General features: G+C 33.0%; 19 protein-coding genes. 2 read left to right on the top strand and 17 right to left on the bottom strand.

Translation table 11 applies throughout. From position 1 onward, the window contains the following. Positions 1-103 precede the first annotated feature (103 nt). Both QYS47_RS05895 and QYS47_RS05890 read left to right on the top strand, forming a co-directional pair. On the top strand, positions 104-835 hold the full coding sequence (locus QYS47_RS05895) for an MlaE family ABC transporter permease (protein WP_302127318.1): 732 nt from the start codon (positions 104-106) through the stop codon (positions 833-835). A gap of 3 nt (positions 836-838) precedes the next feature. Next, positions 839-1,591: an ABC transporter ATP-binding protein gene (locus tag QYS47_RS05890; protein ID WP_302103878.1), complete on the top strand. Its 753-nt coding sequence runs from the start codon at positions 839-841 to the stop codon at positions 1,589-1,591. Here QYS47_RS05890 and QYS47_RS05885 read toward each other — a convergent pair. The 17 genes from QYS47_RS05885 to QYS47_RS05805 all read right to left on the bottom strand — a co-directional run bounded on the left by QYS47_RS05885 (position 1,588) and on the right by QYS47_RS05805 (position 24,024). After that, positions 1,588-5,016 carry a hypothetical protein gene (locus QYS47_RS05885; protein WP_322348024.1) on the bottom strand — a complete coding sequence of 1,143 codons (3,429 nt, stop codon included), beginning with the start codon at positions 5,014-5,016 and terminating at the stop codon, positions 1,588-1,590. The two genes, QYS47_RS05890 and QYS47_RS05885, sit on opposite strands and share 4 nt — an antisense overlap. Positions 5,017-5,018: 2 nt before the next feature. After that, positions 5,019-8,663 (bottom strand): ATP-binding protein, encoded by a 3,645-nt coding sequence (locus tag QYS47_RS05880; RefSeq protein ID WP_322348023.1) that lies wholly within the window; start codon positions 8,661-8,663, stop codon positions 5,019-5,021. Positions 8,664-8,760: 97 nt separating this feature from the next. Further along, positions 8,761-9,030: a hypothetical protein gene (locus QYS47_RS05875; RefSeq protein ID WP_302103868.1), complete on the bottom strand. Its 270-nt coding sequence runs from the start codon at positions 9,028-9,030 to the stop codon at positions 8,761-8,763. Between the two features lie 44 nt (positions 9,031-9,074). Next, on the bottom strand, positions 9,075-9,662 hold the full coding sequence (locus QYS47_RS05870) for a DUF420 domain-containing protein (protein ID WP_322348022.1): 588 nt from the start codon (positions 9,660-9,662) through the stop codon (positions 9,075-9,077). Continuing rightward, complete coding sequence (locus tag QYS47_RS05865) at positions 9,662-10,291, bottom strand: hypothetical protein (RefSeq protein WP_322348021.1); 630 nt, start codon at positions 10,289-10,291, stop codon at positions 9,662-9,664. Before QYS47_RS05865 ends, QYS47_RS05870 begins: the two co-directional genes overlap by 1 nt. A gap of 60 nt (positions 10,292-10,351) precedes the next feature. Then, the gene (locus tag QYS47_RS05860; RefSeq protein ID WP_308357377.1) at positions 10,352-10,678 is read right to left on the bottom strand and encodes a cytochrome C oxidase subunit IV family protein; all 327 of its coding nucleotides are present in this window, start codon (positions 10,676-10,678) and stop codon (positions 10,352-10,354) included. A gap of 13 nt (positions 10,679-10,691) precedes the next feature. Next, positions 10,692-11,438, bottom strand: a complete 747-nt coding sequence (locus tag QYS47_RS05855; RefSeq protein ID WP_308357378.1) for a cytochrome c oxidase subunit 3 — start codon at positions 11,436-11,438, stop codon at positions 10,692-10,694. Positions 11,439-11,461: 23 nt separating this feature from the next. Next, positions 11,462-12,052 (bottom strand): cytochrome c oxidase subunit 3, encoded by a 591-nt coding sequence (locus QYS47_RS05850; RefSeq protein ID WP_322348020.1) that lies wholly within the window; start codon positions 12,050-12,052, stop codon positions 11,462-11,464. Between the two features lie 2 nt (positions 12,053-12,054). Beyond that, entirely contained in the window at positions 12,055-12,957 is a 903-nt protein-coding gene (gene cyoE / locus QYS47_RS05845) for a heme o synthase (RefSeq protein ID WP_322348019.1), read from the bottom strand. Continuing rightward, positions 12,944-14,047, bottom strand: a complete 1,104-nt coding sequence (locus tag QYS47_RS05840; protein ID WP_322348018.1) for a COX15/CtaA family protein — start codon at positions 14,045-14,047, stop codon at positions 12,944-12,946. Before QYS47_RS05840 ends, cyoE begins: the two co-directional genes overlap by 14 nt. Further along, positions 14,028-15,896 (bottom strand): cytochrome c oxidase subunit I, encoded by a 1,869-nt coding sequence (locus tag QYS47_RS05835; protein WP_308357382.1) that lies wholly within the window; start codon positions 15,894-15,896, stop codon positions 14,028-14,030. The genes QYS47_RS05840 and QYS47_RS05835 overlap by 20 nt, the downstream gene beginning before the upstream one ends. 19 nt (positions 15,897-15,915) lie before the next feature. Further along, on the bottom strand, positions 15,916-16,962 hold the full coding sequence (locus QYS47_RS05830; RefSeq protein WP_308357383.1) for a cytochrome c oxidase subunit II: 1,047 nt from the start codon (positions 16,960-16,962) through the stop codon (positions 15,916-15,918). A 24-nt stretch (positions 16,963-16,986) separates the two neighbouring features. Next, positions 16,987-18,318, bottom strand: a complete 1,332-nt coding sequence (locus QYS47_RS05825) for a quinol:cytochrome C oxidoreductase (RefSeq protein ID WP_308357384.1) — start codon at positions 18,316-18,318, stop codon at positions 16,987-16,989. Positions 18,319-18,343: 25 nt separating this feature from the next. Next, positions 18,344-18,988: a c-type cytochrome gene (locus QYS47_RS05820; protein WP_302103861.1), complete on the bottom strand. Its 645-nt coding sequence runs from the start codon at positions 18,986-18,988 to the stop codon at positions 18,344-18,346. A 13-nt stretch (positions 18,989-19,001) separates the two neighbouring features. Continuing rightward, positions 19,002-19,526: a DUF3341 domain-containing protein gene (locus QYS47_RS05815; RefSeq protein ID WP_302103860.1), complete on the bottom strand. Its 525-nt coding sequence runs from the start codon at positions 19,524-19,526 to the stop codon at positions 19,002-19,004. A gap of 2 nt (positions 19,527-19,528) precedes the next feature. Next, positions 19,529-20,902: an NrfD/PsrC family molybdoenzyme membrane anchor subunit gene (gene nrfD / locus QYS47_RS05810; RefSeq protein WP_308357385.1), complete on the bottom strand. Its 1,374-nt coding sequence runs from the start codon at positions 20,900-20,902 to the stop codon at positions 19,529-19,531. Between the two features lie 17 nt (positions 20,903-20,919). Then, a complete protein-coding gene (locus QYS47_RS05805; protein ID WP_322348017.1) occupies positions 20,920-24,024 on the bottom strand; it encodes a TAT-variant-translocated molybdopterin oxidoreductase in 3,105 nt (1,034 codons plus the stop codon). Between the last annotated feature and the right edge of the window lie 7 nt (positions 24,025-24,031).

The raw sequence follows: 24,031 nt of genomic DNA, 5'->3' as shown, positions 1-24,031 counted from the left end.
TAATGCACAAGCTAAAATTTTCTTTCACTTTAGCGTTTTATTTTATTGCAAAGAAAATTTTCATGCTAACTTTAAATTTGAAGATTCAAGAAACAACAACCTTATGAAAGCAATCGGTGCTTATTTTATTTTTTTAGGGAGTATGTTCGTAAGAAGAGAAACCTTTTCTTCTTATCTAAAACTAACCATTAATGAATGTATTTCTATTGGTTGGAATTCTATCTTAATTGTTGCAATTACCTCAACCTTTATGGGTGCTGTAACTACAGTGCAGACGGCCTATAATTTAGTGAGTCCTTTAATTCAAAATTATGTTGTAGCTCAGGTTACTCGGGAAATGGTTGTTTTGGAATTAGCACCCACCATTACGGCTATTGTAATTGCCGGAAAAGTTGGGTCAAGTATAGCCAGTGGATTGGGTACTATGAGAATTACTGAGCAAATTGATGCCTTAGAGGTTATGGGAATCAACTCAGCATCCTATTTAGTATTGCCTAAAATAGTGGCTGCTATGATTATGTACCCTTTATTAGTAATTATTGCAGGCTTTTTGTCATTATATGGTGGTTATATAGCGGGTACAATGACAGGCATTTTAACTGAAACAGAATATGTATATGGTATTAGAATCGATTTTAATTCGTATACCGTGCAATTTGCCTTAATAAAGTCTGTAGTTTTCGCGTTTTTAATTGCCTCAATTTCTGCTTTTCAAGGATTCTACACAACAGGTGGTGCACTTGAAGTTGGTCGATCAAGTACAAGTGCGGTAACCAAAAGCTGTATTGCAATATTATTAGCAGATTACATTTTAGCAGAATTATTATTGAATTAAGCAATGATTGAAATAACAAACATATCTAAATCATTTAATGGCACTTCTGTTCTTGAAAATATATCAGGCACATTTGACAGAGGTATTACGAACCTGATAATTGGAGCCAGCGGAACTGGAAAAAGTGTATTATTAAAATGTATTGTCGGTTTAATAATACCAGAGACTGGAGAAGTACTGTATGACGGCAGATCATTTTTAAAAGCAGATAAGGAAGAAAAAGCACAAATGAGAAGAGAAATTGGAATGCTTTTTCAAGGAGGTGCTTTATTCGATTCGAAAAATATTGAGGAAAATGTTATGTTTCCTTTAGATCTACTTACTGATATGAAAAAAGATGAAAAGCTTGATCGTGTCAATAATGTATTAAGTAGAGTTGGATTGGAAAACATTAATAAAAAAATGCCATCCGAAATTAGTGGTGGCCAGAAGAAGAGAGTTGGAATTGCAAGAGCTATTGTGAATGATATTAATTACTTATTCTGTGATGAACCAAATTCAGGCTTAGATCCAAGAACTTCCCTATTAATAGATGAACTAATACAAGAAATTACGCATGAATTAAATGTAACCACTATAGTGGTTACACATGATATGAATTCCGTTATGGGAATTGGTGAGCATATTATTTATTTAGAAAAAGGTAAAAAGCTATGGGAAGGTAATTCAGATACAGTTTTAACTTCTAATCAAGAAGACTTAGAAGAATTTATTTTCGCTAGTAAGTTTATGAAAAAGCTTAGAAAAACGCTTTAAAAAAGAGCTGTTAATTGCACACTCCCATTATGGATAACCGGGTAATCTTTGCTTTTTCTTCCAATATATTGAAGGATTAAGTTTAGATCACCTATCAATTTTCTTTTCATAGAAATATTCCATACATAATTATCTCCTGCTTGTAATCCTTCAAACATTTCAAAAGCTAAAGGGCTCTGATTATCTTTTAATTTTGAATCTACACTTACATAACTAACTTTTGATTCAAAAATGTCATTTTGTGATTGTATAAACTTATTACTTAATTCTATTGAATTAACATTTACACTACCACCAAAAGCCTCGTGTTCACTCCATTTATTATTATTTTTATAGGCTAACACTAATCTTAATTTTTTACCGTTTTGCCACATAATCTTAGGGATAATAGATTGACTTGTGAAAGCGTAATCTCGTTCGTCTACTCTATCAGAAAATGAAGTACTAATTGAATTAAGATAGCTAAGGTTAACATTCCAATCTTGAAAAGTATTTAAGCTAGTACTAAACAAATAGTTTTTTCTTGACATCCCTTCAAAACCATCTAATAATAATTGCTTTCTATTAGATGAAGACCAAGTAGATTCAAAATTCAAATCGCCACCTCTATTATAATAAAAGGAACTTTTCCAAATATTTCTAGAGGATAAAACCTTTTCATTTTCTGTATTACTCAATGGAGAAATTCTATCCAGCCAATTTTCAAAAGTATTTTTCGAATCAAAATTAGCGTTAAAGTTACCCGATAGTTTTCCAAAATAGTAAAGCAGACCATCTGAATCCCTCCAACTTTCAGGCATTTTCCATTGCAATTGATATAGCAAGCGATTAATGTAAGCCGTTTTATAGTCACTTCCCATAGTTAGAACTTTTACATAATTCCTATTTCCATATTCGGTTTCATCTTCAAAGAACTCATTTAGCTCTTTTTCACCATTATTATTTAAATCAGACCAAGAATGTGTTCCCAAATTTCTTGCAACTTCCATAAAGAAATAGTTTCTTTCTAATACTCTGCCAGTCCCTGTTTGAAAATTTATATTTTGATTGATATGTCCATCTAATAAAGAAGAGAGCCAGTTTATTCCTCCTTGCAGGTAGTGTTGTTGGTTATTGGAATCATTTTTCTGTACAATATTTCTGTTAATAGCATTCAATGAAAGCCTATTCCCCTCATTGAATTGAAAGGAGGTTTCGAGTTTAGTATTCTGAGCATCTTCATTTCTAATCATTTTCTCTTCAAAAGGGATATCATCTTGTCTTAATTCATGAGATAGTAAAAACGACCAAGCTGATGAATCTATTTTTTTTAGATAGAATTGGTGACTATTAAAATATTGAAAACTCTGCTCTATGATTTCATTTTGCCAAATCTGATGTTGCTGAGTATTAAAAGTATAGCCTGGAATTAATTCATATTGTGTGAAATTAATATCAAAAAGAGCCTTTCTCCAGCTAATGTTTTTTGCTTCAACATGATTATCCATTACAAAAACATTAGCAGTAATCTGAAGATCACCTTTCCTATGATATCTAATTTTTTGTTGAATACCTTGACCTGCATTTTCTTTATCTCTAAATGTAATGCTATAATTAGCAAGCTGCCTTTCAGTAGAAATTTCAGTACCTAAATTGATCAAGTGCTCCTCTCCTGCCAAATACACCGCAGATTCCTGCAGCCCCCAATTTCGATTAAAATCCATTTCTCGAAATGGTTGAATTGGAGAAAAAGTAGAATCTAAATATTCATAACTTATATAATTATTAATGTATACCTCTTTTAAAAAGTTTAACTCTTTATTGTCTGAAGTGTAGCTTAACTTTAGAGCGTTTCCTTTCTGTTGGCTAGCCTCGGAATTAAATTGATTTGATACGAATTCCGATCCTGCATATTCAAGTCCTACTGTTGAACCATTATTTAGATTATATGTTAAACCAACATCTATTATTCTTTGATTTTGAGGAAGAGCTACTCGTTTTACGGGCTCATAATTACCCTGAGGGATATCATCTATTGGTGCTACCCATTCATAAACTACTCCATTAATTGAAGTATTCGATATTATATAGTTACCATTATTTTGACCTACCTGTGTAAATATTAAATTGTAATGAGCAGATCGAGGGTCTTTTGAATATCTATAAATCGAATACTTTTTACCACTTAAAGTTGTATCAATCTTAGCATAATTTATTTGTCCTTCTTGAAAGCCAATGCTATCAATAGCTTGAATTTCACCATAAGAATTGATACCACTTATATTGGAGAGCTGTTGAAAATCATACTCACTAAAAGTATTAATTTGATTGCCTGGTTTATCCTTTTGTTGAAAGTAACCTACATTTATATCTAAGTTGCCTATTTTTTGATTGTGCTGGAAATTTGTTACCGTTCTGTCATATTGCCGATCAGAATATTCAAACTCAATTTGAATCACACTATATTTTGATAAATACAAATGAGAATTAAATGTGATTTCTGCTGCATTATAATCTATAATATAATCGTTTTCTAATCCTCTTTCTAATTTTTCACCATCTAAATAAACGGTTTCAGAACCCGCCAAAATAAAAATGAAAGGTTCATTTTGAGGGCCTTCAATTCTATAAGGACCTAAAACACCTTCTATGGGTTCAATATTTTGCACACCCGCCTTACTTCTTGCAAAAGAGACTACCAATTCGGTATTTGAATTAGTTGAATCAATAGATAATTTGGAAGTTGAAAGCCCAATTCCTTGTACTTGTCTATTATACTTTAAAAAATTAAAAGTTTTAGTAGGTCTTAAATTTAAATCTCCTGCTTCCACAGCCCAATCATTATGAATTAATTGAATGTTAACACGATCAAAATCTTGTAATCTTTGCGTATTTCCTTCAGGCTCAAAGGGTAATTGCTGGTCTGTTAATCTCGCTTTTACATCAAGTTCATCTGAAATAGCTCCAGAAATAGTTAAGTCCATAACAGAGTGCATCATAGTTGATTGTTGTCTTCCAGCTGAAACAGATCTCATAAAAGCACCTGAAATATTGAGAGCTCCTAGTCCTAAAAGCTCTTGATTTGATTTATTTCCTATTGATATAGGAACTTTATAATCCGTGAAAATGGCACTACTATCAAATAATTTTTCTGGAACTGCAGTTTCAACAATAGATTTCTTAACTGATACATAGTTATAACATACTTCCAGCTCACCAGTATAATTTCCTCTTTGTATTTTTAAATAATCATGATGAAGTTCGTAGGGGAAATCCTCATTTTTTGAATTTTTTACCTTAATCGTTGCAGGAACAATTATAATCGAATCAGGAATACTAAATGAGGAGTATTGAGTTTTAAAACAATGATTTTGAGCATTCGAAAGCATTGGAGAAAAAAAGCTCCCTATCAGGAAAAGTAATATTTTAGCAAATCTCCAATTCAAAATTAACCCATTCTTTTTAATTCAATAAAAAAGGTAGTCCCTTTATTTAATTCAGATTCGAACCAAATATCACCCCCCGCATGTTCAATACCTCTTTTAGCAACTGCTAAACCTATACCTGAACCACTAGATTTTGTAGTAAAGTTCGGTAAAAAAACTTTATTATAATTTTCTTCAGGAATACCAGTTCCGTTGTCTGATATTGATATTTTTATCCTTTCGCCCTCCACCTCAATTTTAATATTAACACTTACTGGATTAGTACCATCGCCACTTTGTAATGCATTAAGAATCATATTATTAAAAGTACGTTCCATAATTTTAGGATCAGCAAATGCATGTATTTTATCAGAAGGCAACTCCAGATTAATATGAACATGATCGGCTTTAAATAACCCTACTACATTCCTCAAAATATCACTCACACATACTTTTTCATTTTCAGGAATTGGCATTTTAGCAAAAGAAGAAAAAGAGGTTGCAATATCACTCAAATTCTCAATCTGAGATAATATACTTTCTATCTTAGCCGTAGCCTCAGGCATTGGGTTATCCGACCTTTGTATTTTCATTTGTAAATGCTGCAATGATAACTTCATTGGCGTAAGTGGATTTTTTATTTCATGAGCCACTTGTTGTGCCATTTCTCGCCAAGCGGATTCTTTTTCTGTCTTACTTAAAGCTTGCCTACTTTTCTCAAGCTTTAAAAGCATCTGATTATATTCATTAATAAGCAATCCAATTTCATCATCCACTTGCCAGCTTATGGGTTGATTCTTGGCCGATAGATTTACTTGGGAAAGTTTTTGCTTAAGTAAATTTAAAGGAGAAGTTAAAATTTTAGTTGCTGTATATGCTAAGAAAATGAAAACTATAAAAGAGCTAACAAAAATATTAAAAACATTATTCAATAAATCAGTCAGCAATACATCATATTCTTTATTCGATTTAAAAAATGGACTCCCCAAAATAGCTAATAAATTACCTGAATTATAAGATCTAATGCCTACATAGGCTGACTGATAATTTAAATCACCAATTTGCTCTTCTAAGGTGATAAGCTTTTGTCCATTTTGGAAAATTGAGGCATATGCCTTAGGATTAATTTTATAGGACAAGAGATTTTTCTCAAATACCTGTGGCTGACTCGTTAAAAAAAGTTGACCATTAAGATCATAAAGGTTTATATCCGCATTAATGATCTTTGTAATAGTAGATATTTCATTACTTAAAGTAGCCTTATCCACCAAATCATTTTCGTATCGCATAAGCATTGGCACTAATTGACTAGCAACACGGTTGGTATTCTCTTCATATTTGGAAACGATATCTTCCAAAAATGTAGCATTTACAAACCCAATAGTTGAAATACTTACTGATAGTAATGGAATCAGAAAAGCCAATGAAAAATAAAGCTGGATTTTTGCGCTTAACCCAAGAGTTTTCGTTTTTAAATACCCTTTGATAAATTGATAAGCTGATATGGTAAAAACCAGTACAAAGCATAGAATGAAGAAAAATGAGATATTAGAGAAGAAGCGATACCAGTAATTATTCCTTTTACCAAAAACTATTTTCTCATCCTGGTCTGAAACCACATTAAAATTATAATGATTTTCCTGTTGAATCTTCTTTAGCTGTGCATCCTCTGTTATTACGCTATTAACCGTATTCGGAAAATTTAAATCCCCTACACTATAAGATAAGGTGTCGTTTTTGTAGAGAGCATAATCATAAGGAATATCAAGTAAGGCAGGAAGATTTCGGTTTTTAACTAGAAGCTCAGGAAATACATTCTCTGGTCTTATTTTCTTTGGCTGCAACTCTAATACAATTTTTGCAAAAGCATAATCATTATGTTTAATCTCATGCAAATAAATATATTTTCTTTGTAATTGATTACCCTCAGAATTTCCTACTAAATATAAATTTATATCCCCTCTTTTATTTCTCTGATTCATCTGATGGATAGGATAAGATGAATTCATAGGTAAAGTATTATTAGGATAAATCACATTGCCTTTGGCATCAAAAATTTTTATTGATGTTTCATACTTATCGAAATAATCATTTAGATAATACTTTTCAATTTTATCAACTATAGTTTTATAGGGTGTTAAAGGCAGTAAAAACTGACGTTTGATATACTCATCCTTTTTAAGACTTTCATCAAGCTGGACCAACATATATTCAGCTAAAACATCATTTCCATTTATAATTTTATCCGCTAGAATATTTCTTTGTTTTGCCTCATTTCTGATTTCTAACGTTTGCACTGAAATAGCATTTATTATAGATACAGCAATAATCAATAGAAATAAATAAATGAAACTCAAAAAATTAATGTCTTTTAGTGCTAATCCCAGATTAGTGATATATACTATAGAGTTTAGTACGAAAACTACTAATCCTATCCAGATAATAGAAATACCGAAAAAAAAGCTAAATAATGAGAAAATAGCTAAGGATAAAAGTTGAGCAGATATAAAGCTTCCAAAGCTGATGTCTAGTTTAGAATTATAATGGTGAGCAACCTTAAAGGCCTCAAATAATAAATATCCAAATAACAATACAATTAGGAAGGATAGAATCTGAAATATATTAAATTCAATTGATTGAGTACTGTCTAACCCCCAATTGGAGTGAAGATATATTAGATTTATAAAATAGAAAACACCTATTGTGGCCAAATAGGATAAAATATTTACAGCAAATCGAATCTTTAAACTTCTGATAACAGATCGCTGTAAATAATCTTTTATTTGCAATAAAGAGAAATATCCAATTAAAAATAAAAAAATGCAGTTGATTATTAAATATCCTAGTGAGGGATTAAAATCAGATGATGCAAAATATTTTGGATCAAATAGTTCTAATTCTTTTGAGTGAAATGGGAAATCTAATAATTCCAACAAAACCCATAATAAGACGATGCCAAAAGTAAATAATGAAATTTGAATAGCTAAGCTCTTCTGTTTTTTAACAAAAAACCATAATTGCCAAATCAATAATATAACTATAATGAATTCAATCAGTATTATAATAGCATGTAAAACACCATTATAGCTTTCAAAGTCTTCACTTAATTTAATATAAAACAATGGATTACCCGATAAATCAGTTAATGGGTAACTATTGTCAACTTCAGTTTGATAAAGTGAAATATCATCTTCAGGAAGAATATCAGTATTAAATCGAGATTGGATATATTCATTATTTACATCATAATGTTCATAAAGTGGAATCACAGATACCAAGTCAATACTACCAGATTTTGACTTTATTGAATATTCTAAATATTGACCCGACTGATTACTGATAAAATACCACCCATCATTTCTATATTTTTTGGATTCAGGAGCATAATGTTCGTCTGACCAATAAACCAATGAGGTATTATTAAATATGAAAAAGGAATAGGAATTTTCTATTTTATTAAGTGACTCAAAGTCTAAGGCTTTATTCTTAGAAAAGTAGGTAATCCAATCTTTCTTTTCATTCTCTACTTTCTGAAGCTCTTTATTGAGTTTAACCTGAGTTTTAGATATGAATTGATTACGATCAAGCTCTAAAGTATGATAATAATGCCGTAAGCCAAAAACGATTAGAATTAAAAAACTAAGAAGGAAAAGTATATATTTCTTCACTTAATTGATGATTTTAAGCATCAATATAGCAATAATCATACTGGAGTTTAAATGAAAATATTGAAATAAAGATGAATGATGATAAACAGGTAAAAAATTATGGCTTAGCTCTATTTAGTAATTCTTTAATATCAATTTTCTTTTTTTGATTTTTAGAATTTCTGTACCAGAAAAAACCAATTACCATAACTACTAAATAAGGTGCTGCAAATAAATAAAGAATACCAAAGTTAAGAGAGCTAGCAATACCTATTTCTCCATTATTAACATTATTTTCTACAGTTGCACGGCACATAGCGCATTGTGCTAGTATATCAGCCGAATTTATGAAAAGAAATACGATAAGTAGTAGAATGACCCTCTTCATCTAAATTTTTATTTTAAAACTTAAAAATACTAAAATGAGTTCACTTAATTTAAATAATATGGGCTTATCATAAAATAAACGATGACACCAGTTATTGAAACAAATAACCAGATTGGAAATGTCCATTTCACCACTTTCTTATGCTTTTCAATCTTATCAGTTAAAGCATAATAAAAGGCAAATAATACAAAAGGAACTACTACTGCCGCTAGTACAATATGGGGCAATAATATACTAACATACAGCCCTCTCATAAACATGATATCTTCCGTTTTTTCAGCTTCATCTAAAATACTATTACCATTTATATCCCCATAAATAGTTGAATCAGCTGTAGAGTGATAAATTACGTAACTCACTAAAAATAGTGATCCTAAAGTAAATGCAATAGACATCATGCTTTTATGTGCAACAATATTCTTCCGCTTGATAAAATAAAGGCCTAAAAGTAATACTATAGCGGTTATTGAATTAAAGGTAGCATTTAAGTGAGGTAAAATATATACCCAATCTCCAGCCCCCTCAATTTTTTCAGGAGCAAATAATAATACGGCTACTACTACAGGTATTGCAATAGATAATACCCATATTAATTTTACAAATGATTTTCTATTATTATCTATTTGGCTCATTAGTCTTTACTTAATAATACTCTAATTTCTAATATCAATCTGTCAACCTCCTTTGTTTCATAGCCATCATAATAGCCCCTTATTCTATTCTTTTTATCTAAAAGAACTAAGGTATTATAAATAAGATATTCCTCTTCAGAAGGGTGGCTTCCTTTCCATTGTTCAGTAGGAAAGGCATAAACACAATTTACAATTTGATTTTGCTTATTATTATCAAACCAGAAGCTGTGTGCTTTATCTCTATTTAAAAAAGATTCTTCTGCTATTAATGAATCATTAGCTGATTTTGGTTGAAGTGAGATTATATCTATTGAAAGATCCTCAAAGGTGTTTAACACTCTATTCAGTTCATTCTTTAATGTCTGAATTTCTTTGTTATCTGAATTGGGAATATGAACCACCTTAAAATCAGCAGAATAAGATTCTAATAATTGAATTGAATCTCCTTCTTGAGTATAAATTTTTACGCTTTCCTCATTGGTATTGGTGTTATCACAATATGCTTTTACCTCTGTTTCAAAAAATACAGGAAGGTCAAATTCATTTTGCCCATAAGACCTTAAAAATAAATAAAGAATTACTGGAAAACTTAGCGTAAATAAGAGAATAAATATTTTGGATTTCTTCATAAACAAAAAAATCAGGTTGAGATATTCAACCTGATTCTAACATTTTAGTTTTGTGTATAATTAATTTCTGATATTAAATATTGCACTTCCTTCTACCATTAAAGCTACTACTAACCATAGAATTAATATAGTAGGGATAAGAATTGACCAGATTAAAGCTTTTTGTTCATGCTTTAAGTGCATAAATTCTGCAACAATATAGAATGCTTTTACAATTGTTAGTCCTAAGAATATAGATACTAATACAATACCTCTTGGTAATGTAAATGCAAACACAAATTCAATTAAAGTTACTACTGCTAAAATACCAGCAACTTTCCATATTTTCTTGGTCTTTTCCTTGTCTTCAGGAATTACCTGAATATTATTAGTTTCTTCGTGTGACATATCTTTATAATCGTTAAATCAAGTAAAAAAGTGTAAATACGAATACCCAAACTAAATCAACAAAGTGCCAATAAAGTCCAGTTTTCTCAACCATTTCGTAGTGTCCTCTTTTATCATAAGTACCTACAACAGCGTTGAAGAATATAATGAAGTTGATAACTACTCCACTAAATACATGGAATCCGTGGAAACCTGTAATAAAGAAGAATAGAGATGCAAATAATGGAGGTCCATACTGATTCTCAGTAAGATTAGCACCGAAAATAGTTTCACCCATAGCATTTACAGTTCCTTCTGCAGTACCGTGAATAAAGTGACTCCATTCCCAAGCCTGACAAGCAAGGAATGTTAAACCACCAATAATAGTCCAAAGCATCCATTTAATAACATTCTTTCTATCCATTCTATGTCCAGCTTCCACAGCTAAAACCATAGTAACGGAACTTAAGATCAAAATGAATGTCATTATCCCTACGAATACTAAAGGAGCATGAACACCATGTAAAAATGGTACAGCCTCAAATACCATTTCTGGTATCGGCCAATATTCAGTACTGAAAGTAAAATCAGATACCGTTCCTTGATATGCAGGGTGAGCATAACGAATTAAACCATAAGTAATTAATAAAGCTGAGAATGAAAAAGCATCAGATAATAGGAAGAACCACATCATCAACTTTCCATAACTTGCCTTCATTGGGGCTACTCCACCTCCCCAAGTGCTTTTCGTAGTAGTATCAATTGTTGCAGAAGTTGCCATAAATTTAACTGTTCAAAATAGGATTAATGATTTAACAACAAAAATATATATAAATATACCCAAAGTCCATCTAAAAAGTGCCAATATGTAGTACACATTTCCATTTTCACCATATTTTTAGAATGAACCTTTAATTTAAAAGCCGAAAATAACATAATTAATATAAAAATCAGCCCTGAAATTAAATGAAATGCGTGCAATCCTGAAATTACATATAAAAATGATCCGGAAGGATTGCCCACAAAATACACGTCTCTATCCACTAAAGCGCCCCAGGCTTCAAATTGGCCAATAAAAAAGGCAATTGATAAAGCAGCTGTGACGATCATAAATAATTTTAATTGCTTAAAATTATCTTTTTTTGCAGCCATATAAGCTAAATGCATAGTTACGCTACTAGCTACTAATATAATAGTGTTAATCAAAAATTCAGTTGGTAAATCGAATATTAGCCAATTACCTTCAGACTGACGCACTATATAGGCACTCGTTAGTGCCGCAAATATCATTACTATAGTAACAATAAATAACCACAATGCAAACTTCAATGGGTGCATTGAAAGTATCTTTATACTTGGCCTTAAATCTTGTTCTTTATTAATAGTAGTATCCATTATTAAATTTTATCTAGTAAATAAGCCAGTTGAACTATAGGTAAGTACAAAAATGATCCAAACATTATTTTTAAAGCAGCTTCTTTACTGCATTCTTTCATTAAATAAAATGTTTGGCTTAAAAACAGTACTCCACATATAGTTGCAACTAGTGCAGAATATATACCCGTAACTCCAAATAATGTTGGAAGTAATCCTAACGGAATTAAAAACAAAGTATATATCATAATCTGAATCGCTGTATTCAAATCTTTTTTTCCTCCTGAAGGCAAAAGTTTAAAGCCAGCTTTTTTATAATCATCGTCAGCAACCCATGCAATCGCCCAAAAGTGAGGAAATTGCCAAATGAATTGAATTCCGAAGATAATCCAACCTTCAATGCTAAAATCATTAGTAGCTGCTACCCAACCTAACAAAGGAGGTAGAGCCCCTGGAAGTGCTCCCACAAATACTGCAATAGGCCCAACTCTTTTTAATGGTGTATATACAAAACTATATAATATTAAGGATGATAAGGATAAGATTGTAGTTAAAACATTGGTGTAAATAAATAATAAACCTAGTCCTATGATACCAACTAAAATTGCAAAAACAATAGCCTCTTGTTTTGATATTTTACCAGTTGGTAAGGGTCTGTTTTTAGTCCTATCCATCTTTTTATCATACTCGATTTCAATAATCTGATTTATAATTACTGCAGATCCTGAAACTAAAAATCCTCCTAATGATAAAAAGCTTAAAGTAACGTAATTAATGCCACTACCACTAAAGCCTAACACATAACCAAAGGCAGATGAAAAAGCCACTAAAAAGCTTAACCTTGGTTTTAATAAAACAAATAGATTCTTTAGATAGCTAAGCATCAAATGAGTTATAGATATATTTTGTGAGCTATGATATTGCATACTCTGATTTATTCTGTTTTTGCTCACTAAAAACTAGCTGCAAAAATATAAAAAATTGCATTCCGAAAATCATACTTCCAAGAACTAAATGAATGGGTTGCGCCCAAAATGGAATCGCAAAATAAGCCATAATAGTTCCCGATAATATTTCCAAAATGATTAGTGTCATTAGTATTTTAGTATTTCTAAGTAAAGAAGTAAAAGATTTTCTTTGCTTAAACAGTAAATACAATAAATAACCATGAATAATTGCAATCGCAATAGAAAAAGATCTATGTACGTAAAACTCCAAACCTAAACCTTCTATCCAACTTCCTCTTAAAGCCTCACCTAATTGGTTTGAAACAATATCTAATGATTCCCTAACCTGAGTTCCCAATATTACTTGTACTAGAATCATGATCATAGCAATGACTAATACAGAAGTAACTCTATTCTTTTGCTCAATTCTATTATTTGAAGCAGATGATTTATAACCATTTACAACAAAATAAAGAGCCGTTAGTACTGCCAATATTACTAAAGCTATAACCATATGGGTAGTGATGAGCCATGATAATAAATTAGTAGATACCACAACCGATCCGATCCAGCCTTGAAATAAAACTAAGATTAATGAAGCAACTGATAAAACTACAATTGATCTCTTCTTTTTCCAATATTTGAATGAACCTACAACACACAATAGTATAAGAAAACCTACTACAGCTCCTAATAATCTATTTACATATTCTGTCCATGTTTTAGAAGCATTAAACTCAGCTTCATTCTTAATAGACTCATCAGCCAAAATAGCCTTACCGATTTCAGCATATCCAAATACCTCTAGATAATTTGCAAATTTTACATTCTTTTCATGCCTGTAATCAGCATAAAAATCTCTGTAACCTTCAGGTAATTGTCCCTCCGAAGTAGGTGGAACCCATTGGCCAAAACATTTTGGCCAATCAGGACATCCCATACCCGAACCTGTACTTCGTACAATACCTCCGGCTAGGATTAAAAGATAAACAGCTATTACCGTAACTGTTACTAGCTTACGGTAATAGCTGTTTATGAAATGATTAGTTTTATGCGTTTGCCTTTGCATCAGCTGTTTTATCAACAACTTCCTTCTTTGCTAATTCAACCTCATGATCTAAATTAGACTCTGGAGTTTCAGATAAAGGTACAGTTTGAGGAATAAAATCCTCTTTAGCACCTGGCTTACTGTAATCGTATGGCCATCTGTAAACTTTTGGAATCTCACCAGGCCAGTTACCATGACCAGGATTAACTGGTGTAGTCCACTCTAAGGTATTTGATCTCCAAGGATTCTGAACTGCCTTTCTACCTCTATACATTGAGTAGAAGAAGTTGAATAAGAAAATGAATTGAGCTGCTACAGTAACAATCGCTGCAATTGTAACGAACATATTTAAGTCAGTGTAGCTACTGAAAGCATCAAAGTTTGTCCAAGAATAATATCTTCTTGGGAAACCAGCAATACCAATGTAGTGCATCGGGAAGAAGATCATATATACCCCAACAAAAGTCAACCAGAAGTGTATATAACCTAATCTCTCATCCATCATTCTACCAAACATTTTAGGGAACCAATGGTAAACACCAGCTAATAGCCCAAAGATTGATAAACTACCCATTACAAGGTGGAAGTGAGCCACTACAAAATAAGTATCGTGTAATTGAATATCAATTACAGAGTTTCCTAAGAAAATACCTGTTAAACCTCCTGATATAAAGAATGATACTAGACCAATAGAGAACAACGTAGCAGGTGTAAATATGATGTTACCTTTCCAAAGAGTGGTTAAGTAATTAAAAACTTTAACAGCAGATGGAATGGCAATAATTAATGTTAAGAACATGAAAACTGACCCTAAGAAAGGATTCAATCCTGAAACGAACATATGGTGTGCCCATACTACGAATGAAAGTACTGTAATACCTAACATAGAACCAATCATCGCTCTGTAACCGAAAATTGGTTTTCTAGAATTAGTCGCTATAATTTCAGATGTAATACCTAAAGCTGGTAATAATACAATATATACCTCAGGGTGCCCTAAGAACCAGAATAAATGCTGATACAAAATAGGACTACCTCCCATATTTGGTAATGCTTCACCACCTATATAAATATCAGATAAATAGAAAGAAGTACCGAAACTTCTATCAAATACCAATAATAAAGCAGCAGCAAATAAAACTGGGAATGATAATAAACCAATTACAGCAGTTAAGAAGAACGCCCATATTGTTAAAGGCAATCTTGAGAATGACATTCCTTCTGTTCTCAAGTTAATAACAGTAGTGATGTAGTTAATACCACCTAATAACATTGAAACAATAAAGAATACCATGGCTACTAACCACATTGTCATCCCTAATCCTGAACCTTGAATAGCTTGTGGCAAAGCACTTAATGGCGGGTAAACTACCCATCCACCACCAGCAGGACCAGTTTCAATAAAAATTGAGGACATCATTACGACACTAGACAAGAAAAAGAACCAGTATGATAACATATTCATAAATCCTGATGCCATATCACGTGCACCAATTTGAAGTGGAATTAAATAATTACTAAAGGTACCACTCAATCCCGCAGTTAATACAAAGAATACCATAATGGTACCATGCATAGTAACCAATGCTAAATAGAATTCAGGATCTAATTTTCCTTGTTCAGAAATCCACCCTCCTAATATTGGTTTCAAAAAGCCTAAATCCATTTCTGGAAATCCTAATTGAAGTCGAAATATTACTGACATTCCAACCCCTATTAACCCCCATAAGATACCAGTTATAAGGAATTGCTTACCAATCATTTTATGATCGGTAGTGAAAATATATTTTGAGATAAAGCTTTGTTCGTGCTCATGATGCTCATCATGGTGAACATCTTGGCTAATATTTACTTCTGCCGCTGTTGACATAACTTTATAATTTAAATTTCTAGTCTAACTCTTTGTTATCAATTCCTGTTTTCAAAAGTGCTAATTCTTTTAGCTCAGAAGGAACTTTTGTTAAATACTCAGGATTCTGCTTTAAAAATGATTCCTGTTCTGCATACCATTTTTTGTAATCTTCAGGTTCATCAACAATTAGAGTTAACCTCATTGAATAATGACCTCTACCACAAATCTCAGTACAAGCTATTTCATAGTTAAATTCAGGATCATTTAATTCCTCTCTCATTTCTTCAGTAGTTTTACTAGCTGTAAAAGTAAATGAAGTAGGCATCCCTGGAACTGCATCCATCTTTAACCTAAAATGAGGTGCAAAAACACTATGTAACACATCTCTTGCTCTAATATTAAAAGTAACAGGCTCTCCTTTTGGTATATGCATTTCTCTAGGTATAAAATCATCATAAGATGCTTTATCGTTGAAATCAATACCAAAGCTATTTACGGCCTCGATTACTCTATAATCTGTATTACCTAATTCACCGTCAGCACCCGGATAACGAACACCCCAAGCAAATTGGTAACCCATAATTTCAATATTGTTTGTATTTTCTGGCGCAGGAGCTGTAACATCAGTCCATACTCTCCATCCAGTGAAAACAAGTATTGCTAAAACTACAGCAGGAACAAAAGTCCATATAACTTCTAATTTATTGTTTTCAGGATAAAAAAGTGCCTTAGAATCTTCCTTATATTGGTATTTCCAAGAGAAGTAAAAAAGTAAAATTTGTGTTAATACGAAAACAACACCTGTTACTGCCATGGTAATCCAGAACATGAATTCATATTCTGAACCGTGCTCTGAAGCAACTGGTAGATTGTAGTTATCGAATTCTTTAAATGAATACCAGAAGAATAGAAATCCCCCACCAATTAAGAAGAGCATAAATAAAGCTCCATTAATTTTATTAGATCCAGTTGCAATTTTACCGGTGTCTCCCTTTGCTACTTTTATCAAAGAAGAAATCCTGAAAATTAAGAACAAGATTGCTAATAAAAGTACTACTCCTAAACCTATAGCTAAATTGAACATATAATTTACTGTTACTTAATTAAATTAAAATACGTGATGATGTTCTGCTTCTTTCAACATTGGATGATTCTTAGCAAGAAGCGGATATTTAGATAAACTAGTTAAGGCTACAAATAAGAAGGCTACACCAAAAATGATTGCCATTCCAATTTCAAGTAATCCAAAACCTCCATTTTCTTTTAATACCGCTGGTGTTACCATTAAGTAAAAATCAAACCAATGACCGATTAAAACAATTATTGTAACGATCTTCAAGAAAACTGTATGTCTTTTTGAATCTCTTGGCATGAAAACCAAAAATGGAAAGAAGAAGTTCAAAATAAGATTCACAAAAAATACAATACTGTAATGATCACTTGAAAGTCTTTCGATGAAGTAAACTGTTTCTTCCGGAATGTTAGAATAATAGATTAACATAAACTGAGAGAACCAGATGTATGTCCAAAAAATTGAGAAGGCAAATACAAACTTACCTAAGTCATGTAATACTCCAGTAGTTACAACTTTTAAGTATCCTTGTTCTTTCAATATTACTGTTATTAATGTAATGGCCGCTAAAGCAGTAACCCACCAAGAAGCAAATACATACCAGCCGAACATTGTGGAGAACCAGTGTGTATCAATTGATAAAATCCAATCCCATGCTGAAGTAGATGAAGTAACAGCAAAGAAAACAATAAATCCAGCTGAAATACCTCTTAATTTATAATAGTAGCTTTCACCACCATTTAAATCTTCTTCCAAAGATTTTTTTCTGATCCATCTGAACATTAAGAACCAAACCACAAAATAAACTGCCATTCTTATTAAAAAGAAAGGAGTATTTAAATATCCCTCTTTTCCAGCAATGATCGAATCGTATCTAGGATCATTCACATCATAAAGATATTCATGTGTCCAGTGGAAAATATCATGACCTCCGATTAGGAATATACCTAAAGTTAAGATAAAACCGATCGGCAACCAGTTTCCAAAAGACATTGGAATTCTAATTAGTGCTGCAGACCATCCTGCTTGTGCAACATATTGAATTGCGACAAAAAATACTCCTAACAAAGCAAGGCCTACGAAATACATATTGTTAATCCATAGATTAGCGAAAATTCTTTTAGACCAGTGATATCCGTGACCTTCTTCTGCATGTCCTTCTTCAGCATGAGCACCTTCGGAAGCATGTGCTTCGTCACCATGTGATTCAGCTACCTGCTCAGTACCTTCAGAATGCCCTGCTTCGTCAGCATGACTATTTGAGCTTGCAGAAAAAATACCTAATATCAGTAAAACCACACCTACAACAGCTAAAATAGAGAGTGTCTTTTTTGCCTTTGCAGTAAATTGAAATTGTTCTTCAGCCATGATAAATTATCTTAAAACTGTGTTATTAATCTTGTTTTTGTAATGTTTGTACATAGCGTACAATCTTCCATCTATCTTCTTGCAGCACTTGTGATCCGTGAGCCCCCATTCTTCCTTTTCCATGTGTAATTACATGGAAAATGTGACCGCCTGAAACTGTAGCTACTCTACCTGTATTGTATGCTGGCACACCTTGGTAAACTTGTCCTACTTTGGCAGTTTCATCCATTGAACCACCTCCATTTTCACCATGACAGTGTGTACAATACTTAGTATAAAGTACTTTACCCTCTGCAACAACTGCTTCATTATTCGGAAGTGGATTTTCTAGGATTCTAGCAGCCAGATCAAGGCTATCCTTATGTAATCTGTAAGGTAACATTCCATTTTCACTTCTTGGAACTGTATTACTTACAGGCTCTCTCATAGTCATACCAAATGGGTTATTAGGATTTGAGTTGAAATACTCTCCATATTCATCATCATCTGATGAAACCCATGCTCCTTGTTCTTTATCCGTTATTTGAGTTAATGGCTCATAAGAAACTGCATGGTACATATTTGGTGCGTACTCTAAGCCAGGTTCATCTTTACCAGCTTTACAGCTAACTAGAACCACAGTTACGAAGCCTAAGAAAATGATTTGAAATATTTTATTTGTATTCATCATTTGATAATTCAACTTAAAATTTCTTTTCGTTTATTTCTATAGCGCCTGATTCTTTCAAAATAGCATTTAATTCATCTGCTGATTTTGAATTCTTAGCTAAATCGATTGCCATAACATGCTTATCATCAGTGCTTCGAATATCATATATTCTTGGCTTTCCGTAAGGTTTAAGGTTACTGATTACAAAGAAAGTACCTACCATACCAAAAGCAGCTAATAATACTGTTACCTCAAAACCTACAGGTACGAAAGAAGGTATTGCTATATAATCTTTACCTCCGATAATCATTGGCCAGTCAATTCCCATCATATAGATCATCATTAAGAAAGCCAAGCAGGTACCTGTGATACCAAACAAGAAGGCAGCTATGGAAATTCTGGAACGCTTATATCCTAATTCATCATCTAAACCATGAACAGGATATGGCGTATAACACTCATGAATATTTACATCGCTTCCACGAACCTTTTTAACAGCATTTAATAATACTGATTCATCATCAAAGATTCCTACGATAAAGTTTTTACCGCTTTCCATAATTATTTCTTGTTTTCAATTTCACCTGAACTAGATTTCAATACTGATTTTACCTCTGCCATATTAATCACTGGGAAGAATTTAGCAAAAGAGAAGAACAGTGTAAAGAATAACCCAAAACTGAATAGGTAGATCCCCATATCATAAATAGTTGGGCTAAACATTGCCCATGATGATGGAAGGTAATCTCTATGCAGAGAGGTTACAATAATTACAAAACGCTCGAACCACATACCAATATTTACTACAATAGATAGTATGAATGTAGCTACTAAGCTTGTTCTAATTTTCTTAAACCAGAATAACTGAGGTGAAATCACATTACAAGTCATCATTGACCAATATGCCCACCAGTAAGGACCAGTAGCTCTGTTTAAGAAAGCATATTGCTCATACTGAACACCTGAATACCAAGCCATGAAAAGCTCTGTAATGTAGGCTACCCCTACAATAGAACCTGTAATCATGATAATGATGTTCATTAACTCAATATGATTGATCGTAATGTAGTCTTCTAGATTATAAACTTTTCTTGTTACCAACATTAAGGTTAGTACCATGGCAAAACCTGAGAAAATCGCCCCTGCAACGAAATATGGAGGGAAGATAGTGGTATGCCACCCTGGAATTACTGAAGTAGCAAAGTCAAAGGATACAATGGTGTGAACTGAAAGTACTAAAGGTGTAGCAAGACCTGCTAATACTAATGAAACCGTTTCATATCTCTGCCATGTTTTAGCAGCTCCATCCCATCCAAAACTTAATGCTCCGTATATCGCTTTAGAAATTTTGTTAGTTGCTCTGTCTCTTATAGTAGCAAAGTCAGGAATCAAACCAATATACCAGAATACTAAAGAAACTGAGAAATAAGTTGAAATGGCGAAGAAATCCCATAGTAATGGAGAATGGAAGTTAACCCATAATGACCCCCAAGTATTTGGAATTGGAACGAACCAATAAAAACTTAACCATGGTCTTCCTGTATGAATTAATGGGAACAATAAGGCACAGATTACTGCGAAAATAGTCATCGCCTCTGCTGCTCTGTTAATTGAAGTTCTCCATTTCTGACGGAATAAAAGTAGAACGGCAGAAATCAAGGTTCCTGCGTGACCGATACCAACCCACCATACGAAGTTGGTGATATCCCATGCCCATCCTACAGTTTTATTAAGACCCCACATTCCGATTCCATCCCAAAGGGTAATCGCTAATGCGTAACCTCCTGTAAATAATGCACCCAAAGAAACTACCATTGCCGTCATCCATTTCGGATTTGGCTTAGCCTCTACGTGCCTACAGATATCATGAGATACATCATGATATGTCTTATTTCCTGTTACTAATACTTCTCTTACTGGTGAAGTGACTTCCATATTGCTACTTTATTAAATTAAGCCTTAGTATTTACTTTATCTTTATTTCTAATTTTGGTCATGTACCAAACGTTAGGTGCTACACGTAACTCTTCCAACACATGGTAGGCACGCTCTTCATTCACCTCTTTAATTGGTTCGTCATTACGCTCTTTCAATTTCAAGTATTTAGAAATTGCAGAGTTTTCATTATTCAAGTCTCCGAAAACGATAGCATCAGAAGGACAAGCTGAAGCACAAGCCGTATTCACATCTTTATCTTCGATTTGTCTCTTCTCTTTCTTAGCTTTTAACTTACCAGCCTGGATTCTTTGAATACACATAGAGCATTTTTCCATAACTCCACGAGAACGAACCGTTACATCTGGGTTTAATACCATTTTACCTAGGTCATTATTCATGGCCATGTTCTTATCGAACTTAGTATTATCATGGTATTTGAACCAGTTGAATCTTCTTACTTTATAAGGACAGTTGTTAGCACAATATCTTGTACCCACACATCTGTTATAAGTCATTTGATTAAGACCTTCTGAACTGTGGGTAGTTGCCGCAACTGGACATACCGTTTCACAAGGTGCATTATTACAATGCTGACACATCATTGGTTGGAAAGTAACCTCTGGATTTTCAGCTGCTTTCTCTAATCCTGCAGTATCATCCGGAGCCGCATCAGAGCTATAGTAACGGTCAACACGCATCCACTGCATATCTCTTCTCATTACTACCTCTTCTTTACCAACAACCGGAATGTTATTTTCTGATTGACATGCAATTGTACATGCAGCGCAACCTGTACATGAATTCAAGTCAATTGCTAATCCCCAATGGTGGTTATTATATTTGTGACCATTCCAAAGTGTTAACTTAGATGGTTTTACTTTTCCTTTACTGGTTTCAATATGAGGTTGGAAATCTCTTGTCCAATCCTTTTTCTTATAGTCCTCTAATAAAGCCTCTTGAATTACAGTCTCACGACCCATGAAGGTTTGGTGAGTCTGAGTTTGAGCTAATTGGTAATCACCTGCCGTTCCTTCAACATTAACACCTGAAGTTACAGCATAATAATTAGCTCCATTTAAGCTTCCTACTAAAGGATACACATCAAATCCAACACCATTGGCTACTTTTCCTGCCATTTTTCTACCGTAACCTAAAGCTAGACCGATAGTGCCATTTGCTTGACCTGGCTGAACTAATGCAGGAACTTCCATTGATTGGCCATTAATGTTAAGTTTGATTAACGAAGTTTTACCTTCAAAAATCTTAATACCTAACTCATTAGCCATTTTTTGAGAGATAGTAGCATAGTTATCCCAAGTTGCTTTTGAAATTGGATCAGGTAATTCTTGTAACCACGGGTTATTTGCCTGACGACCATCTCCAATAGATACTTTTTGGTAAAGTGCTACTTCTAAACCTGTGTTATTTGGCTTATAATTTTTATTTATTCTCGATGCAACTGCAGAAAAGTTAACATCTTGGGTGCTTAACTCATTACTTTCTAAATCATAAGTGAATACACCATCATATAATACTTTATCCCAGAAGATGTCAAATGTTGGCTCTTGACCAGTATAGTGAGCATCTTCCCAATTCTTTCTTAAGAAGTTATAGTATTCTTGTTTGTTACCTGACCAAGTAAGGAAACTGTCCTGAGCTTGGCGAGTTTTGAATAATGGTGAAATAGTAGGCTGTGCTAAGCTTAACTCTCCTATTTTTGGTTCTGCATCATTCCATGACTCTAAGAAGTGATGATCTGGAGCTACATATTTTACTATAGCTGCGGTTTCATCTTTTCTGTCAGAAGTAGAAACTGTTAAAGAAACTTTAGATAAAGCTTTTGTTAACTCCTCTCCCATTCCTGAATCATAAACAGGATTGGCGTTATAGAAGATAACTGCTTTTATACTACCAGAATTAGCATCCTTAATCATTTGATTGAAATCTGCCTCATTACCTTTTCTTGCATTTGAGTAATGCGCTAGGTCAATGGTAGTACCGTAATTATTTAGCATGTTATTGATACCGTTCACTAACATTTGAACATCTGCATCATTTGAACCAGAAACTACAATTGAATTTCCTTTTGCTGCTACTAAATCTTTTGCTGCTTTTGCAATATTCGCTACATCAACTTTAGTAGCAGAAACACCACTATTACCAGTTAACTTTGCTACTTCATTGAATAAAGCAGCGACTGCTAATCCTTCTTGAGAAGGTTTGATTGGCGTTCTATAATCTGCATTAGAACCAGTTAATGAAAGATTACTTTCAAATTGGTAATGACGAGACATGTTTTTATTCTCAGCATTAACCTTTCTAGTTTTACTATATTGCTTAGTGTGTTCGATTGGAGAAACCCAAGTACCTAAGAAATCAGCACCAAAACTTACGATAGTTTTTGCTTTACTGAAATCATATGAAGGCACAGCTCTTAGTCCGAACATAGCCTCATTAGCTGCTAACATTCCATTTTGAGATACAGAATCATACATGATGTGCTCTGTATTTCCATATTTAGCTGCTAATTCTTCAATCGCTTTTAAAGTAGAAGGAGAATTTACTGTATTAGATACAATTCTGATTTGTCCTCCTGCATCACTAATCGCTTGAAGCTGACTAGTAACTTCTTTATCTAAAGTAGCCCAGTCAGTATTTTTACCTTCTTTTAATGGCCCTCTTAATCTCTCTTGATCGTATAATGAAAGAACTGAAGCTTCTACCTGAGCATTAACACCGCCTTGAGTGATAGAAGATTTTTTGTTTCCTTCAATTTTGATAGGTCTTCCTTCTCTAGTCTTAACTACAACACTAGCATAATCACCACCTACTGAATACGTAGAGGCATAGTAATTAGGAATACCCGGATCTACATCAACCGGTTTATTTAAATAAGGGATTGCTTTTCTTACAGGTGCTTCACAAGCCGCTAAAGAAGCTGCTGCCACACCAAACCCCATCATTTTTAAGAAATCTCTCCTGGAAGTATTTCCTCCATTAGATTCTTTTTTATCATTGATTGGTAAGTACTCAGGAAATTCCTTTTCCGCATTTTTAACAAATGACGGATCATTCGTTAATTGTTCAGTTCCTTTCCAATATGTTTTTTGATCACTCATATCTATG

It is taken from the genome of Marivirga arenosa (assembly GCF_030503875.2).
Classification (GTDB): domain Bacteria; phylum Bacteroidota; class Bacteroidia; order Cytophagales; family Cyclobacteriaceae; genus Marivirga; species Marivirga arenosa.
Note: the sequence above shows the minus strand (reverse complement) of the source record. Positions and strands in the feature narration are given on the sequence as shown.

Excerpts from the sequence above, each read along its gene's own strand:
- QYS47_RS05835 (WP_308357382.1), bottom strand. The coding sequence starts at position 15,896 with ATGTCAACAGCGGCAGAAGTAAATATTAGCCAAGATGTTCACCATGAT.
- QYS47_RS05870 (WP_322348022.1), bottom strand. The coding sequence starts at position 9,662 with ATGAGCCAAATAGATAATAATAGAAAATCATTTGTAAAATTAATATGG.
- QYS47_RS05825 (WP_308357384.1), bottom strand. The coding sequence starts at position 18,318 with ATGGCTGAAGAACAATTTCAATTTACTGCAAAGGCAAAAAAGACACTC.
- QYS47_RS05820 (WP_302103861.1), bottom strand. The coding sequence starts at position 18,988 with ATGATGAATACAAATAAAATATTTCAAATCATTTTCTTAGGCTTCGTA.
- QYS47_RS05850 (WP_322348020.1), bottom strand. The coding sequence starts at position 12,052 with ATGGATACTACTATTAATAAAGAACAAGATTTAAGGCCAAGTATAAAG.
- cyoE (WP_322348019.1), bottom strand. The coding sequence starts at position 12,957 with ATGCAATATCATAGCTCACAAAATATATCTATAACTCATTTGATGCTT.
- QYS47_RS05855 (WP_308357378.1), bottom strand. The coding sequence starts at position 11,438 with ATGGCAACTTCTGCAACAATTGATACTACTACGAAAAGCACTTGGGGA.
- QYS47_RS05875 (WP_302103868.1), bottom strand. The coding sequence starts at position 9,030 with ATGAAGAGGGTCATTCTACTACTTATCGTATTTCTTTTCATAAATTCG.
- QYS47_RS05830 (WP_308357383.1), bottom strand. The coding sequence starts at position 16,962 with ATGTTCAATTTAGCTATAGGTTTAGGAGTAGTACTTTTATTAGCAATC.
- QYS47_RS05815 (WP_302103860.1), bottom strand. The coding sequence starts at position 19,526 with ATGGAAAGCGGTAAAAACTTTATCGTAGGAATCTTTGATGATGAATCA.
- nrfD (WP_308357385.1), bottom strand. The coding sequence starts at position 20,902 with ATGGAAGTCACTTCACCAGTAAGAGAAGTATTAGTAACAGGAAATAAG.
- QYS47_RS05805 (WP_322348017.1), bottom strand. The coding sequence starts at position 24,024 with ATGAGTGATCAAAAAACATATTGGAAAGGAACTGAACAATTAACGAAT.
- QYS47_RS05865 (WP_322348021.1), bottom strand. The coding sequence starts at position 10,291 with ATGAAGAAATCCAAAATATTTATTCTCTTATTTACGCTAAGTTTTCCA.
- QYS47_RS05895 (WP_302127318.1), top strand. The coding sequence starts at position 104 with ATGAAAGCAATCGGTGCTTATTTTATTTTTTTAGGGAGTATGTTCGTA.
- QYS47_RS05840 (WP_322348018.1), bottom strand. The coding sequence starts at position 14,047 with ATGCAAAGGCAAACGCATAAAACTAATCATTTCATAAACAGCTATTAC.
- QYS47_RS05890 (WP_302103878.1), top strand. The coding sequence starts at position 839 with ATGATTGAAATAACAAACATATCTAAATCATTTAATGGCACTTCTGTT.
- QYS47_RS05860 (WP_308357377.1), bottom strand. The coding sequence starts at position 10,678 with ATGTCACACGAAGAAACTAATAATATTCAGGTAATTCCTGAAGACAAG.